This window comes from Chryseobacterium sp. OSA05B (genome assembly GCF_019970065.1).
Lineage (GTDB): Bacteria > Bacteroidota > Bacteroidia > Flavobacteriales > Weeksellaceae > Chryseobacterium.
This window is the reverse complement of the sequence record NZ_JAHXYH010000011.1, coordinates 1-17,067: the sequence shown is the minus strand read 5'-3', so window position 1 is coordinate 17,067 and position 17,067 is coordinate 1. Positions and strand designations below refer to the sequence as shown.

Sequence of the window (17,067 nt, the reverse complement as noted above, 5' to 3'; positions counted from 1 at the left end):
TTGATATTGTAAAAAAAATAACTAAATTTTTAAAAATACTTGAATAATTAAATTGAAGTATCTATAAATTTAGAATGAGCTAAGTCTAGGTAATCATTATCTGTGAATTTCAGTTTTTAAAGTCAATGAACCATGATACAAGATTTAATTCAAGATTATTAATTTTGGTATCGATGTTAGAGTATATAATAATTGATAGTGTATCTCTTAAATTTCATACCCAATTGAAGCTTCAGCATTTTCGATATCTCCCCTGATTAATTACTTTCATATTCTGATCTAATAGATTACCATCTTTATCTTCTTCACTATATGCATAATAAATTTAATTGATGAACTTTTCGTCTTATATTTATTTGTTTTGAAGAGAGCCTAGCATCAGTAGCATTTATACAGTTAAGCTCAATTAAATCATTATTATTTTACTGCTGAAAAGTCGAACCTAACCTAGTATTAATGATTTACATGTATTATTTTTTTAAGACAACAATAACTTTATATATTAAAAACAATTCCTTTGATAGTTTTTACTTCCTTGTTAGTAAATATTGAAAATAACGGATAAAACGTAGATCTCTATTGTTTAATTGGGTAAATGTAAAACAATGAAATAAATTCTTCATCTGTTTATGATTTTATACGTTAATATTTTGCTTTTGAGAATTAATTATTATATTTTCGTATACGATCTTGTATTTCTTTTACCTTATTTTTAGTTAATTTTAGTTCTGGTAAAAAATTATTTTCTATAAGGGATTTATTATTATCAATCTTTCTTAAAAAAAGGTTTTTGTTTTTTGAATAGAAATCTTCTCTATAGGTTAAGTCATGAAAAATTTCATCGTTATTTTTTTCATAAAGATTTGAAATACTACTTATTAAATTTATTTTATCAATATAATATTCAAATAAGAGTCTTCTCAATATAATATCTTTAATATAATTTGTTTTACCACCATATATGATACTTTCATAACTTCCAGTATTAGGATGAAAATCAAATATTACTCGGCTAATTTTATTAATATTAATTTTCTGAATTAGACTATCATTATTCTTAAGGAATAAATTATAGGTGTTACGCTGATCATAAAGGCCATTAATACAATAATCAATACGATACATATCCTTAGATAAATCTTCATTAATTTGTTCTAAATATTCATGAATTTCAGCTTTCTTATGCCTGTTTTCATTTATATTATGGAACCAAATCGAAATGGTAACCGCTATTACTATCGCAAATATTTCCACTATAAATTCGCCTAATCTATTTATAACATTTAACTCTGAATTAATAAGAGAATGTCCTCCTTTTTTTAAATGTTTTAGAATTTCGTGTAGCATGATAATTTATTATTTAAATTTTAACAATAAAGATGATTGAGATTTTTTGAATTCATTTATTAGTACGTTGTAACACATCTTGCTTCATATTCGGCAGAAACACAAAATCTTATACATAAATTCCGTCTATCTAAAATTATTATTCACAATCCCCTTTAGTTTTTAGTATTGATTCTATAGTTTATTCAGACAGATTAATTTATAATTTAATCAGATATGTATAATCAGTAATACAAAAACATAAAAGCTAATAAACATAAATAGTAGCCCTGATCTTTTATTTTTTTTCTATTTAGGAAAAAATTATGAAATTTTTAAATGTTTAATTAATTGCCCCATCTAAATTCAAATAGCTGTACTGAATTATTAAAAGGATTATAATCACTATTATCTTTTGGTAAACTGGGTGCGAAATTATTAAAAACAGGTTGTTTAATATGATTCTGCATAATAAAATTTTCAATGTTTTTATAATTATTTTCCTTAAAAAGTGGTAAAGCAAATAAAATCGGAGAAATTTCAAATTTTCTAAATAATTCCACCTTTTTAATATTAATACCTAAGCTTTGATTCAACTGATTGATATTTTTGGTGGGAGCTCCAATTATATTTTGAATTTCGATTTTTTCTTGCTCAAATAAGACCTCTTTTTTTTGAGCAATGATAACTTGGTCAAAAAAAAGTAATGAAATGATAGCTAATAAATTCACCTTATTCTTTTTCATGTGTGTTTAAAGTTTAAATTGTGTTATATATATATTATAAATTCTTTACAAAAGTAATATCAAAAATTCAAATACTAATTTCTATTTGAGTTAATAATTGTTATATTTTAAGTATTAAAATGTTAGAAACCACAAAACAACGTTATGATTTTCAATAAATTACGTATAAAAACTCTAAAACTACCCTTTTTCAAATATTTGATAAATATAAAAACACTAAAACTTCTATAACATACAGTCAAGGACTAACGATTTATGCGGGTGGTTACTATTGTAATCGATCTGCCACTCGTAAGCAATATCATTTACTTCTATTAGAAAGCCGAACAGATATATATCCAAAACATCTTCTCTTAATATACGATTGAACCTTTGAATATATGCATTTTGTGCAGGCTTTCCCGGCTGTATATATTGCAGTTCAACGTCATTGTCCTTAATGACTCTCTAATAGTCCGGAGTTTATTGCAGAAAAATTAAAAGATTCGTGCGGCAAGAATGAAGTTATCCTTCATTATATTCCGCCTAGAAAACCAACGCAAAACTCTCTGGTAGAAAGATTCAACAGGACTTTTCGGACAGAATTTTTAGATGTTTATCTTTTTGAGAATATCAAGCAGATGAGAAATTATTCAGAGATTTGGATGTGGAATTATAATAATGAGCGCCTCACAAATCATTGCAATATCTCACGCTAAGGGATTTTTTATTGAAATATGGAAAACTTGCCCAAGCCAAAGCTAACGGGTTTCCCACATTCCAACAAAATTTCAATAACGACAATAGGAAATTATTAACCAAAAACTCTACTTTTGAGTTGACTAAGTAAGGGAAGATTACAATAAGACTTAATCTAAAAGGAAAGAGTCCGTACAGTATCGAACTCTTTCAGATAACAATATTGTTTAATTTTGTTTAAACTTTTGGGTGCAATCTAGGTACAATTTGCGGATTTCATTTTCTTAAATATAGAAAATTATCTATTTACTTATTTTTAGTTATTATATACTAAGACCTGCATTTTGGTAAGCATTGCTTCATTATCTCCATTATAACCTGAATACCCTGAAGGAACATAATTAACAGTAGAACTTCCAAACCATGAGGTGTATCGAACTTTAAAAGTATATGTTCCCGCCGTAAGAGCTACTGATTTCAAAAATGTTACCGGAATTGGCATATTCGATAAAAAAGTTCCTCCAGGAGTCGTTACAGGAAAATACCCAGCTTTGGAAGCAAATGCTGAAGAAATTTTCACTCCATTCTGTAAAAGAGAGAAAACTCCCTGGCTAGAATTACCGTCAAGCAATGTTGCATATCCTAAAATTGTAAATAGGAAAGTCTGGGTTTTTCCAGTAGGAACCGTCAATGTAATAGTAGCTCCAGGAACGTCTGCAGATGTGCCTGCAGCAATAGTTAATGCTGTTGTTCCTTGTACGTAATTAGCTGAAGCAATGGTTCCGCTTACCGTACTCAAGGTTTGCCATAAAGGCGCTGCTCCTGCACCTGAAGAGGTAAGTACCTGCCCAACAGTACCTGCATTTCCTTCAGTAGAAGCATTGCCACCAACGTTTATTTCATTAACAACCTGCAGTGATCCATTAACATGTAAAGTTTTTTGTGGCGTTGTTGTGTTGACTCCCACCTGTGCGTTAAAAATTAAAGGGACAAGTCCAATCAATTGTAATAAATTAGTTTTCATTTGAATAATTTTAAGTTAATTTTAATAAAAAAAGATATCTTCATAATAAAAAATTAAGATACATTCTGGAAAAAAATGAAAAATATTTGGCTAAGAGAAGAAGAGTTTCATCTTTCTTTAATATATCAGCTATCTCTTTTAATGCCTATTATACTATATGAATGTATTTATTAATTAAAACAGTAATTAATAATGATTTCATCACATTTTAAAAAATTAAAATACTCCACTATTACAAATCTTATATCTGACTACTATATCTTTCAACCTAGTCAATATATTACAGCTAAATATTTAAAATTAACAATCAATAATTAACAATTTAAAAATCAAGCCTTCTTTCAAATATTTGATTTGATAATATATTATAAGGCTAAATCAATAACCATAATAATTTTATTCACATCAGACTTCCTCATAATGTTTAACAAAATTTTAATTTGGTCCGAAAAACAGGAAAGTTTACCTAAACAACATTTTCAAAACTAAGATAATTGATATTTTGAGCGAAAAATTGTCTTTTATGGTTTTAAAAGTTTACCCATTGAATATTTTTTTCCACTTAGTAACAGTATTTTTACTAAGATTAAAATGATTAGCTAACTGAATATTATTCATTCTATTTTTTCTTTGATAATCTAGTATTTCAATAATACTTGATTCATTATATGATCTATGTTTTTGATTTCTACAGGCATTATCTCGTGTTTCCGGTCCAAAAATCATTTTATTGATATTAATAACATCCTGAAAAGAAAAAATTGGTTTCGACAATATTGATTTACATTGTTCTATTTTTTCAGGATGCTTATAATTAAGTATATCAGTATATATCTTTTTATAATCTGGATAATTTTTACAAGTTTTCATCTGGAATTAAGTTTATGATTAATAATAAAACTATAAATTTGAAACATTTACTCAATTATTTTTTGTTAAAATGAAATTATAGATAATCATATGCTTTGTTTGAGTTCATTTTGTTATTTAGAATATTTACTAATCCACTTATATAAAGTAGTTTTAGGAATTTTATATTCATCTATAACTTGTTCCTTAGTTTTTCTGCCTAATTTTATTTGTTCTAAAACAAAATCAATAATTTCTGTTGTATAAATATTTTTCTTAAACAAAGGAAGATTATATACTTCAGTACTTTCATTAGTCACTTTATCGCTCATCTTTCCTGGAGGGGAATATAGAATTATATGCTGTGAGTAAATTCTGAAAAAGTCGTACTTTAATAGTTTACACCACTTCAAAATTACACCGGAAGGTAATTCATCCTCTGTATACATTCTTTGTATTTCATCTACTGTACAACTCATAAAATTACAAATTCTGTGAATATCAATTCCGGACTCTAAAACCCTTGTCTGGATTAGTTTTCCTATATGAATATGTTTAAAATTAAATATCTGTTCCATAATTTAGTGGTTCCTGCTGAATACAAGACGTAAACAAAATTGATTACTTCTTAACATTAAAAAATCAAGTGAAAAAATAAAAACACAAATTAGAAATCTTCAAATAGCCTAACTGACCATTATACTGATAATCAGAGGCTCCAGTATAAAGAAGCGTCTGAACGGAAAACTGCTGGGAATACAAAATGCCAAATGCAAGCAGCACTAAAAGCATAATAAAAATTTTAATCATTTTATATTTTTTAATATTTTACTACTAAATTTCTGAGCTATTATCTATAATGAGCTATTAATCCACTATAAATTTCTAGTACTTCAACATCTTAACTTCAAAACTGTTAACAGAGAAACTTAAATTTAACTTACTAAAAATTGCTTGTTACAAAATAGTATATATTTGTTTCTTATGTTCGGTTAAAAAGCGGCCTAGTTTTATGATACATTATAAACCCTATCTCATCAATTGGTTAAAATCAATATAATTTTTAACTAGGCCTTGATGGAATGAATATTGACGCAATATTAATCAATAATAGAATCATGTATATCTTCTGATTGGTTAAAAAAAGTTAGCTTAGAAATATAAAACGTTAAAAAAAATTATTAACATTAAGAAATACGGAAATAAATGAAGACAACCAAGACGTAAAAAAATAGATATACATCCTGAATAACAGAACTTTATATAAAAATCTATTTGTATTTGAATTAGTCAACACCTAATCTGATAATAATTAAAAAGAATAGCTTTAAAACAGATTAAATCATCAAAAACAAGTTAGGTGTACTTGAACTAGTGCAACATTTGGGAAATGTATCTAAAGCATGTAAGGTGATGCCTATTCCTGAGGTATTCTCGGGCTGAGTTAGAAGTATCTGGTAAGATATGACCCGCATACGTTTGAACTAAGATTAAGAGGTTTGTAAGGAATATGTATAGCCTTACTGAATCTCAAACTCTCAATACTAGAAAGAGCTAAGGAGAGATTTAGACGTATTATTCTAGATATTTAGGTGTACAAGACACTTATTATGTGAGTAACAAAAAAAGTTTTTAGGTCATATTTATCAAACAACTTATATATATAAGTTGTTTTTACAAAGCCATATGATCGTAAAAATAACCTTATTGCTGCTGATATGCTCAGTGATCAGGTTCCTTTTTTTAAACAACAGGAACTTCGTTTACTTAGAATTTTAACTGACAGAAGAACAGAATCAGTGGAGTAAGAGAACAGCATGAATATCGACTCTATCTAGCCAGTGAAGATATTCATCACCCGAAAACTAAAACCAAAAGTCCCAAAACTAATGGAATCTGTGAATGTTTTCACAGAACCATACAGTAAGAATTTTATGCCATAGCTTTCAGAAAGAAAATTTACAGAAGCATTGAGAAACTGCAATAAGACATAAACAGTTGTCTGCCATATTACAACAATGAGAGAATTCATGCAGGAAAACATTATTATGGTAAAACACCAATGCAGACATTTTTAGACAGTAAAATATGACAAAAAAAATATTGAAAGCACTTGTTGAAGAACAAAAAATCCTTACTTTTTTAAGTAAGAACAATATTGAATAACTAACAATCATTTTTTAATCCCTAACTGTCAGATCAAGTTATGACTATTACATATAAAATAATGAACCTGCCTTCCCATTTTTATTGTATACTCAAAAGTATAGTTTCTTGTTAATCATTCCTTGTTGCTAAAATTTTGTTAGAATCAAATCTCTTGGAGTGATATTTTTGATTTTTTCATATTTCAATAAAAAATCTCTCGGTGCGAGATATTGTAGCGCAATGTAAGGTCACTCATTATTATACATCCAAATCCAAACTTCTAAATAATTTCTCTTATTTGCTTTAAGTTTTCAAACCAATAAATATCTAAAAACTCCTTACGAAATGTCCGGTTGAATCTCTCGATCAAAGAGTTTTGTGTAGGTTTACCAGGTTGATAAATTGAAGAGCAATTCCATTATTTCGGCTCCAGTATTTTAATTTCTCCGCAATAAACTCTCGACCGCTCTATATCTTATTTTTTCGGGCTTCCCTCACCATTCAATCTGTTACTCCAATTGAGAAACTGCTTTTGTGGATGGAAACTCGCACCAATAGTGATATTCAAAATTTCTCCTGTTAAAATGATCAATAATATTTGAGCTTCTCATGCTTTTACCACATTCCGGAGCATCATGTATAAAATTCATACTACAGGTTAGATTTAGATTAACAGGACGAAGCAATGGTTCTTTTTCCCTTTTCGGAAGCCTTTTCTTGCGTTTATTTCTCAAATCCATCGATTTATAAATCCTATAAACCTGCTTGTGATTCCATCCAAAACCCAAATTTTGTAATCGATGATGCATCGTGCAAAATCCCCCATGTTGAAACTGTTCTACAAGCAAATCCAACTCTTCCTGACTCTTGTCATCTTCTTCATTTTTCTCCTTTTTGTAATAAAAAACTGATTTTTTAATGACAAATATATCGGTTGACTTACGAGAACTCACATTGGATTCTGCCTGAGTCAAGCAACTAATTCCCGCTTTTCGCAAAGCGTTAAATACTTTTTTGCAATCACATCCTTCATCACTACATTTTCCAAAGTAGCTCTGCCACGATTTTTTTATACTGAGAAAGTTCTCTTTCTAACGCTTTCATTTTAGAAAGCTGATGTACATCCAGCCCTCCAAATTTACTCTTATCCTTGTAGAAAATTCACTGACTGATATCATGTTCCCGACAAATATCATTTACTGTTTTTCACAGTAGTCCAAATTTTGAAACTAAATTTTTATTTATCCATGTTTTTGGGGAAGACTACATTAAAACCAAATTTATTTATCAGAGTATAAAATTAGAGAATAGGCAAAGAATCCTATAGTGAAATTTATCGTCAAATCAAGATAATAGAGAAAATTATAAGAAAAAAGAGAAGTAAACATTAAAAATAGTTAACAAAATGAAGAAAAACAATAATAATAATTAGCCAACAAAAACACAAATAATTAAAAATCAATATTTTATCCACAATAGCTAATATTAATATTTAATCCATAACAAAACAAACACAATTAAGATATATTAATAACGAATTAAAATTATTACCTTTAATTTTATAAAAAAAAAATGATTGTACCTATGACAAGAAAGATTAAATTCTTTTTCCTTGTTTTATCTATTAATTTGTTCTATTCACAAATTATTATTGACAACGAAAATTCTAATATAAAGGTTAATAAGTATAAAATTAATCATCATTTACAGCAGAGTGTTAAATCACAACAAACAGCAGTCATTGGAAAAAAAAAATACTGTATCCTATACGCTCCCAATCATAATTTGATATTGGAACAGAAGTCAAACTTCAGCAAAAGTGAAAAAAAGATGATAATTTTCTTAAAAAATAGCTTAGAATCAAATTTAAGTAAAAGGAAGGATTACAAAATATTTGAACATCTTATAACAAGAACACTCTATTTCTGGGAAATCCTCAAACTAGATTTATCTAGTTTAGATTGTTTAAGAAGATTACTGGAAATTTCTATTGATTCGGAGAAAAAAAAGAATGTGGAGATAATGATAGAATATTTAATATTATCTCAAGCAAAACCAGAAAATACCAAAGATAGAGTTTTCACTAGGCCCCTAATGCTAACATATATATATACAAAAAATATAAAATGTATAAAAGAATCAGTTAAAAAGCTTATTAATCTAATTCATTTAGAAAATATTGACTTTAAAAATAAAGTCAAAGAACTTTCTAAATTGAATTATCACACAAATAGATATTCTACATATGAAATACTTATTATAAAAAAAAAGCTTAAAACTCTTTTAGCAATATTTGGATTATTAATAGTAGCATTTCTTTTAGTTACTGTTTTAATTTATCTACAAACTACAAAAGAAAAAGAAATTGCAGTTAAAGAAAAATTTGTAAGTGAAGAAAAGAAAAAAATGTTAGAAAATGAATTACAATATAAAAATGATAAGATTAAGAATCTCCAAAACAATCTTAATTTAAAAATAGAAGCACAAGTTTTTTTCTTAGAAAATTTAAAGAAAATAAAAAGTTCTACATCTGCTGATTCAGATCAAATATTTAAAGATTTATTATTAAAAGTTAAAGAACTCGAACAAATTGACCAGAGGAATTATCATATTATAAATGAAAGCTACAATGAAAGTGAATTATTCTTAAAGAATATTTCGTCCAATTATCCCCTATTGACAAAAAGGGAGGTTAGGTTATGTACCTATTTTAGAATGCATCTCACTATAAAAGAAATAGCATCTATAGAAAACACATCTTCAGGAACTATCAGAGTATATAGAAGTAAAATTAAAACAAAATTGGGATTAGCAAAAGGTGAGAGTTTAGATGATGTATTAGCGAAAATATGATGTTGTATTATCTGTAATAGCCACGACTTGACCTGACAGTTTAGTTATAAAATATTTGTCTATTATTCAATATTATCCTTACTCCCAAAAGTAAGGATTTTTTGTTCTTCTGCAGGAGTTTTCAATAATTTCTCCTTTGCCATAGGTTTACTGTCTAAAAATGTCTGCATTGGTGTTTTACCATAATAATGTTTTCCTGTATGCGTTCTATCATTATTGTAATATAATAGCCAATTGTTCAGATCCAGTTGTAGCTCTTCAATGCTTCTGTAAATTTTCTTTCTGAAAGCTATGCCATAAAACTCTTCCTGTATTGTCTTTGGAAACTTTCACAGATATCGTTGGTCTAGGGGCTTTTAGCTTTTGTTTTTGTGTGATCAATTTCTACAATAGCTAAGTAAAGCTGATATTCATGCTGTTCTCTTATTTCACAATATTCAGTCCCTGTCGGTTAAAATTCTAAGTAAACGAAGCTCCTGCTGTTCAAAAAAAGAACGACCTGATCATTGCAGCACATCAGCTGCAATGGTCAGGTCGTTCTTACGATAATACAACTTGGCAAAAGCAACTTTGGAATAAGTATCCATAAAAGTTTGTTGATAAATATGTCCAACCTCTTTTATATTTCCAACATAATAAGTATCCTGTGCTCCTAAATAACCCGAATGGTGAGTTTAAATTTCTCCATGTGCCTTCTTTGCTTATTTGGCTTTTTCCAAAGTAATAAGCTGACTTTCTGTAACAACAAGACCTTCTTGGGATTTCGCTTCCAGAGCTTTTAAACGATGGTTAAATGTATGGAGATCATGTCTGAGCCAGATACTTCTAATCCTGACTGGTGATACAATAAGACCTCTCTTTCTAAGCTCATTGCTTACTCTGAGCTGTCCTAAGGCTGGATTTTCAATAGCCATATCTACAACAGCTTTTTCAATAGACTCATCTACACTATTCTTTAGTATAGGCTATCTCCTAGATATTCCTTGTAATGCTAATTCACCTCCTTGATCATACTGTGCTTTGAATCGATAAAAACTGTCCCGAGAATAGCCCATGACTTTACAAGCTTTGGAGACATCCTAAATGTCGTGCTAATTCAAGTACTCCTAACTTGTTTTTGATGATTTTTTGTTGTATTGTCATAATACTTAATCTGTTTTAAAGTTATTCAATTTCTTGATAACTGTCAGATTAAGTATTGACTAATTCAATCTAAAATACCACTATCGAATGATTATTTAAAAGATGTTCTGCAATCAATACACATAATAGTCGAACTTAATAAATAGCTCACTTTCAGGTATTTAAATTCAAATATAATACTGATTTTTAACACAAATAATGAAAAAAAGATAACAACAATAAATCTATATACAAAGGTATTTATCGAAAAGCAGATTGACAAATTATTTTCTTAAATGACCTGAGTTCGAGATAAGAAACAGAATAAAAATTTGCACTAAAAAGCAATAATTGAATATTTAAGTTTCTGTAATTCAAATATTTAACCAAACTATTGCTTATGATTTTGAAAGACCAAATTACAAATATTTTTGTACAAGTTGACGATTTTTGTAAAGAATTTGACTCGCAAATTAAACAAATGAAGCTTCAAGCACTCGGAGATTAATTTGGACGACAGAAATCCACAACACATCAAAAAAATGACAGAACAACTTTTCGCCTACAAAGGACATCTATCAAAAGTTTTGTGGGAGATGCTTTTTGCTGATGGAATCCAAATTTTCACCAAACTTCGCAAGAATATGAAGAACCAGATTATAAAGATGGAAGACAAAATTTTATTTCACAAAAGAGCGATTATAGAAACTATAAATGATGAACTAAAAAATCATTGTCAAGTGGAGTACACTCGTCATAGAGAGGTGTAAACAACTTTATGATAAATATTTTGGAAAGCCTACTGCGTATTGTTTCTTTCCAAAAAACCATGATTAAATTTGAAAAAAGCAAATGATGGTCAATTATTCTTAAACTTCGCTTAATCCGAACTCAGGTTAAATAATTATATTTGCTAAAAATCCACAAACACTATGAGTCACGGAAAAATCAGAGAACAAAAAATTTGTCTTAATTGCGGACATACAGTAGAAGAAAGATTCTGTCCTCAATGCGGGCAGGAGAACATCATGCTACGACAACCTTTTTATTACCTTTTCACGCATTTCCTTGAAGATTTTACACATTATGACAGCCAATTCTGGCAAACCATCAAATATCTCCTTTTCCGTCCCGGACAATTAACCAAAGAATACATTGCAGGTAAGCGACAAATTTTTGTAGTTCCGGTAAAACTTTACATTTTTATAAGTTTTATTACCTTCTTCCTTCCCGGGCTTTTTTCAAACTCTGAGAGTAATATAAAGATTATGATTCCGGAAAATAGTATAGAATTTGGGGAATATAAAGATCAATCTCCTCCTGTGGGAAATTTAAATGAAAAAGAAATTAATCAAAAAGATGAAAAGTCTACAGGATCCTTAGATAGTATAAGAAAGCAATTGATGCCTGATAATAAAGACAAAAAGTCTTTAGAAAAAAATGAAACTTCCAAACTTAATGAGATTACTAGTAATCATTCGAATGAAAACACCCCATTAAAAATACTTGGTGCCACAAGTATGATAGAGTATGATTCTATCAGTAAGAAAAGTAGTGACTTTACTTATACCTATGTTCGTCCATTTGCAATAAAGGCATTTCATATGCAGGACAATGGTATTACTCGAAAAGAGATCGATAAAAAATTTATGTATAGCTTTATTCATACACTCCCAAAAGCATTATTTTTCTATCTACCTATATTCGCGTTTCTCTTATGGATCTTTCATGATAAAAAAAAATGGTGGTTTTTTGACCATGGTATTTTCACATTGCACTACTTCTCTTTTTTATTATTAGGAATATTAATCTTAATCTGCATACAAAAAATTTTAAAAACATTACCTAGTAATGGATTTTTCACTATTTTTTCGATATTGGTTTATTCCTTTGTTATATTTTTTATGTTGGCCTATTTCTTTAAAGCCCACCATAGAGTATATGAAGTCACAAAAAGGAACAGTTTTTTAAAGGGAATATTATTATTTATAATTAATGGTATGGGGCTTTCCATTATGTTTCTCATATTGATGTATTTAAGTTTTTTGATGGTCTAGTAGTTTCACAAGAAATATCAACATCTCAGTAGAGATGTAATTTATAAGCCACAAATTCACTCTAGAGGAATTGCCTAGATACATTTCTAATTTATTAAAAAACAGCTTGCTTACAGAATTCACTTTATCAATTCTAATCCTATAAATTTAAAAAAACTATATTTCAAATCTGCCTCCACAATAATAGTATCAACATTCTATCGCTCCATCAAAGTCACTACCGTTCCACTTACATTATTTAGAGGCATTACATTTAAGTCTTTAGTTGGTAATAATATCATATCAGCTTCTTTACCTGGAGTGAGAATTCCTATTTTATGATCAAGATGTGTTGCTCTTGCCCCTTCCATTGTTGCATAGTGAACTACATAATTACTGGTGATTAAGTTTTGCTGAGGCTCTATTTCCGATAAGATTTGTTCATTTATTAAGCCTCTTTGGAAAGCATAAGCTGATCTCATTTGTGTAAATTGTAACTTCTACATCGCTGCTTAAGGAGGGTTAATCCCATATTTTAAAGCTTGTAAAATTGGTGGTGTACAATGTATCATAATTAATTAAATAGGTACTGCAAGCGAGATTGTTGATCCTGCCTTTACAATTCCTTCCAACATTTTATTACTTATTCATGTACAATAAATTAAGATATTATCTTTACTTAAAAGATTTTCCTTTATTATATTTTCAAAGAAAGGTACAGACCGTTGTAACACCAGAATAAATCTGATTTAATGATGAAAGAAGCACAGAAATATATATATCTTCAGGACGAAATACAAGAGTAAGCTTCTTAATTAAAACATCCATGTACATAAAAGAATTATTCGGTTTTTATCATTTACCAATAAAGCCTCGACTAAGTAGCCTCTCATTGCAGTTTCGTATTGATGATGGTGGATATTTATAAAACAAGGTATTACAATATGTCGCTAGCATCAATAACATGAATACCTTCGCTTTTTTCTATATTAGGATTAATTTTTCTTCAATAAGGATATCAACTTTTTCAAAGTTCCCAACTTTACTATCCTGGCTGCAGATAATTCCTCCTTTTAAAATATACTTTACTTTATTATCCATTCAGAATTTAATAGATATGTTTTACAAGATGGATTACAAATAAGACGAAAACACAAAAAAAAAATAATACTCAACGAGCCCTCTAATTAAAAACGATACTATTCAATCAATTAATACTCCGATTTTTTTAACTACTTTGAAAATATTTTCAGCAATTTCTTTTTTTTAAAGACGAAGTAGATATACAAGCTATATACTGTTAAGAAAAGTAGCTAAGTCATCCTGCCTGCTTAATCCTACTTTATTTTTAGTTCTTGTTTTGTACACTCGTACTGTAGTGGTTGTTGTACCTTCAAGGGCCAATATTTCTTTTGAAGATAGATTCATTCTAAAATAGATAGATAATTTCAACTCTTTTTTCGTTAAAATTGGATAGAGGGCTTCAAGCTTTTTTAAAAATCTCTTACTCTCATTTGCTTTCATTCACGAAAGCATCATTTTTTTATCAATCTCTATAAGTTTACTGAATTTTAAATGTAAATTTTGGAAAATTTGTTCATAATCGACATCCCCCGATTTCTTTATTTTTTATATTCTGCAAAAAAGCTTTTTCAGTTTCTATTTTTAAATTAAGATTCTGATGCATATTTTTTATCTTTTCATTTTGAAAAGGATATCTTTTTCAAGTATTCTTTTTTTATTTCCAAAATCCCTCTTTGTTTTTTTAGCATCTTTTCTTTCATTTTTTTTTTGAAGTCCAGATGTTTAATGCAATAAGCGCTATAATAATTATGATTAGACAACACATCAACAGGGGTCAAAAACTGCTTTTTATGATGAATCTTAATTTCGTAATTTTAACACTCATTAATACTCTTAATTACATTTTTATTTAAAGGATACGAGTTTTTTTTGGACACTTTCCCTATTTTCATTATCAAATGCATGATTCAGCACAACCAGTTTTTTTGTCACCTATTTCAAACGCCGAATATCATTGTCAGCAGAATAATATTTTTGAATAATTTCATTGACGATAATCTTATGATAGGTATGCCTTCATTATATAAGAGGTGATCGACAATTTGTTTGTGTTTAACTTTTTGTCCAGTACTAGTATACAGTTCAAAAAGTCTTTCAGAAGCGATAATCAGTTAGAAAAGGCGTTCTTTTTTATCCCTGCAATACTCTAACTCCGCGGTAGGCAGTTTTTCAGCAGACTTATAATCTTTCAACTGATAACAACCCAGTCTGCCTTTCACAAACATTAGAAAGTCAGTCTCCTCTCTTGTCGGGTTGCTTTCACTTTCCAAAATTTGTATCCCTTTTTTAGTTTCCTAAACAGCTTTTTCTATATGATTAACTCTAGAATAAGTTAAACCAAAATTATTGTGCATTGAATCAGTATAAAGTTTATCATCCGGTCTGAAGCTTTTTGAAGCTTTATTAAAATGATACAGTGCAGATGTATAAGATTTACTATTATAATAAAGCCTGCCTTTCATATGATAAAGATCCCCACTATAATACAATTCCATTAAGTTTTTGTTATAGGAAATATCCCCATCTATGAAATGCATTGCCAGTTCAGGAGACGTCTTTTTAAACTGCATTGATATATTATAATAGGATGTTATGGAAATATACTCATATCTGTTGTTATTTAGTTTGAGTAGTTCATAAACAAGAGGAGTTTGTATATTCATATTATTCCTATATAAAAACATTCTACATATTTAGAACCCATCAGGTATTAGTCATTTTTGCTTTTATTATATTTTTCTAACTCTCTCTGCTGAATTTGAGAGATTTTAGCAGAGTTTTCAACAATAGGTTTCAGCTCCTTTGTTAATTAGTGAAAATAGTCGTTCCCGTTAACTTCAGAACGTGCGAAATTGATAAGAATAAGAAGCAAAACATGTATAGCAGTATAGTCATTTTAATTTCAGGTAAGCTTGTCGAATATATTGAAAATAAGATACAAAGATCAAGTCCATCTAAAAATAGAAAAACATATGCCATAATAAGGTTTAAAGTGAATTTATTATACTTGAAATCGAACAAAAAACCATAAAATTCCAAATAAATAAATTATTGCAAAATAGTTAACAATTTAGTTTTTTTAATGAATTCTTATTTAACACTTATAAATTTTACCAATATGATTAACAATGTATTATAATTAAAATACTAGTAAGTTGTTTTAAAATTAACTGTTTTTACCAACAACTATTAATTAATATTTGATTTATAATTCCTCAGATGCATTTTTTTGTAAAAAATATTTCACAAAACACATACACTTAGAACGATTGTTTAAATATGGATTATATGATAAAAAAAAATCTATTCAACTTTTTCTTATTCCATTCAAGGTTTTAGTTCCCAAATAACAGTTGACGGATATACTTATTTTTTTGATCCCAATGATTAAAATACAAGCATATTGAGATCTTTAATTGCATTTGGAATAAAAAAGTACGTATAAGCATTAAAAATTGTTGAAGAATATGAAAAAGATATTATTTCATTTTTATTGTATTGTGTATTGGAAAAGGAGTAAGGACGATCTTAGAAGCGAAGACAAAAGGATTTTGTTCCTAACCGACAATGGAAAAATATATAAAATAAGGACGATCACACTTTCCATAGAGGAAAATTTATCCCACCCCCGCCAAATAAAATTTTTATCGACGGACTAATAACAAAAAAGTCTCCGTGGAAATTATCAATGCCAAAGGGAGAATAGTATTGGAAAACGCAAAAATCAACAATGACAACAGCATTGATATTTCAGGATTACATGCGGGAATTTTTTATATTCATGTAAAATTTGATGAGTTAAAATCTTAAAGTCAGAAAATAATCATTAAATAAATTCTTTAATCTCTAGCATAATTTCTAACCTTTATAAATTTATGAAAAAATTAACACTACCATGCGTAACAAGTTAGTTGAAAACCCGACTATTTAACTATAAAATTTAAACCTAATGAGAAAAACAGCAATCAGCCTTGGGCTATTCGCCACATTTCTGGCCAATGCCCAATCCATAAAAACGACGATTGATCTTGTGAATGTAAAAGACGACAAGGTAGCCGTTACCATGGAATTTCTGAAAATGAAATCCGGAGACCTCAAGTTTCATTTTCCGAAAACCGTTCCGGGTACCTATTCTGTAGATGACTACGGAAGATTTGTGGAAGGCATCAAGTTTTACGATAATAAAGGAAGAGAACTTACC

The 17,067-nt window shown here is 28.5% G+C and carries 14 protein-coding genes and 4 pseudogenes; 6 read left to right on the top strand and 12 right to left on the bottom strand.

The window, feature by feature from the left end; genetic code table 11:
• Positions 1–663: 663 nt before the first annotated feature.
• From LC419_RS23090 to LC419_RS23080, 3 genes and pseudogenes are all read right to left on the bottom strand, one after another.
• Positions 664–1,347: a hypothetical protein gene (locus tag LC419_RS23090; RefSeq protein WP_223609568.1), complete on the bottom strand. Its 684-nt coding sequence runs from the start codon at positions 1,345–1,347 to the stop codon at positions 664–666.
• A 326-nt stretch (positions 1,348–1,673) separates the two neighbouring features.
• On the bottom strand, positions 1,674–2,072 hold the full coding sequence (locus LC419_RS23085; protein WP_223609567.1) for a hypothetical protein: 399 nt from the start codon (positions 2,070–2,072) through the stop codon (positions 1,674–1,676).
• A gap of 225 nt (positions 2,073–2,297) precedes the next feature.
• Positions 2,298–2,504, bottom strand: a pseudogene (locus LC419_RS23080) (transposase); the annotation flags it as partial.
• A gap of 32 nt (positions 2,505–2,536) precedes the next feature.
• On the opposite strand from LC419_RS23080, the gene LC419_RS24265 reads away from it, so the two are divergent.
• The gene (locus LC419_RS24265) at positions 2,537–2,770 is read left to right on the top strand and encodes a transposase (RefSeq protein WP_223609571.1); all 234 of its coding nucleotides are present in this window, start codon (positions 2,537–2,539) and stop codon (positions 2,768–2,770) included.
• A 296-nt stretch (positions 2,771–3,066) separates the two neighbouring features.
• Here the strand turns inward: LC419_RS24265 and LC419_RS23070 are convergent, their stop codons facing one another.
• The 5 genes from LC419_RS23070 to LC419_RS23050 form a co-directional block, all read right to left on the bottom strand.
• Positions 3,067–3,774 carry a hypothetical protein gene (locus LC419_RS23070; protein ID WP_223609566.1) on the bottom strand — a complete coding sequence of 236 codons (708 nt, stop codon included), beginning with the start codon at positions 3,772–3,774 and terminating at the stop codon, positions 3,067–3,069.
• A 537-nt stretch (positions 3,775–4,311) separates the two neighbouring features.
• Positions 4,312–4,644 carry a helix-turn-helix domain-containing protein gene (locus LC419_RS23065; protein ID WP_223609565.1) on the bottom strand — a complete coding sequence of 111 codons (333 nt, stop codon included), beginning with the start codon at positions 4,642–4,644 and terminating at the stop codon, positions 4,312–4,314.
• Between the two features lie 113 nt (positions 4,645–4,757).
• Positions 4,758–5,201, bottom strand: a complete 444-nt coding sequence (locus tag LC419_RS23060) for a transposase (RefSeq protein WP_223609564.1) — start codon at positions 5,199–5,201, stop codon at positions 4,758–4,760.
• A gap of 1,850 nt (positions 5,202–7,051) precedes the next feature.
• Positions 7,052–7,174, bottom strand: a complete 123-nt coding sequence (locus LC419_RS24260; protein ID WP_223609570.1) for a transposase — start codon at positions 7,172–7,174, stop codon at positions 7,052–7,054.
• Between the two features lie 106 nt (positions 7,175–7,280).
• Complete coding sequence (locus LC419_RS23050; RefSeq protein WP_223609563.1) at positions 7,281–7,769, bottom strand: hypothetical protein; 489 nt, start codon at positions 7,767–7,769, stop codon at positions 7,281–7,283.
• A gap of 586 nt (positions 7,770–8,355) precedes the next feature.
• On the opposite strand from LC419_RS23050, the gene LC419_RS23045 reads away from it, so the two are divergent.
• Complete coding sequence (locus LC419_RS23045; RefSeq protein WP_223609562.1) at positions 8,356–9,624, top strand: LuxR C-terminal-related transcriptional regulator; 1,269 nt, start codon at positions 8,356–8,358, stop codon at positions 9,622–9,624.
• A 62-nt stretch (positions 9,625–9,686) separates the two neighbouring features.
• On the opposite strand, the pseudogene LC419_RS23040 reads toward LC419_RS23045, so the two are convergent.
• A pseudogene (locus LC419_RS23040) lies at positions 9,687–10,767 on the bottom strand (helix-turn-helix domain-containing protein).
• Positions 10,768–11,249: 482 nt separating this feature from the next.
• Here LC419_RS23040 and LC419_RS23035 point away from each other — a divergent pair.
• Positions 11,250–11,516, top strand: a complete 267-nt coding sequence (locus LC419_RS23035; protein ID WP_368734509.1) for a transposase — start codon at positions 11,250–11,252, stop codon at positions 11,514–11,516.
• 162 nt (positions 11,517–11,678) lie between these two features.
• Positions 11,679–12,803 (top strand): DUF3667 domain-containing protein, encoded by a 1,125-nt coding sequence (locus LC419_RS23030; RefSeq protein WP_223609560.1) that lies wholly within the window; start codon positions 11,679–11,681, stop codon positions 12,801–12,803.
• A 197-nt stretch (positions 12,804–13,000) separates the two neighbouring features.
• Here the strand turns inward: LC419_RS23030 and LC419_RS23025 are convergent, their stop codons facing one another.
• From LC419_RS23025 to LC419_RS23015, 3 genes are all read right to left on the bottom strand, one after another.
• Positions 13,001–13,264 carry an amidohydrolase family protein gene (locus LC419_RS23025; RefSeq protein WP_223609559.1) on the bottom strand — a complete coding sequence of 88 codons (264 nt, stop codon included), beginning with the start codon at positions 13,262–13,264 and terminating at the stop codon, positions 13,001–13,003.
• Between the two features lie 808 nt (positions 13,265–14,072).
• Positions 14,073–14,306 (bottom strand): hypothetical protein, encoded by a 234-nt coding sequence (locus tag LC419_RS23020; RefSeq protein ID WP_223609558.1) that lies wholly within the window; start codon positions 14,304–14,306, stop codon positions 14,073–14,075.
• A gap of 854 nt (positions 14,307–15,160) precedes the next feature.
• On the bottom strand, positions 15,161–15,529 hold the full coding sequence (locus LC419_RS23015) for a hypothetical protein (protein ID WP_223609557.1): 369 nt from the start codon (positions 15,527–15,529) through the stop codon (positions 15,161–15,163).
• 1,000 nt (positions 15,530–16,529) lie between these two features.
• On the opposite strand from LC419_RS23015, the pseudogene LC419_RS23010 reads away from it, so the two are divergent.
• Positions 16,530–16,676: pseudogene (locus LC419_RS23010) on the top strand (T9SS type A sorting domain-containing protein); the annotation flags it as partial.
• 139 nt (positions 16,677–16,815) lie between these two features.
• Positions 16,816–17,067: pseudogene (locus LC419_RS23005) on the top strand (peptidase M61); the annotation flags it as partial.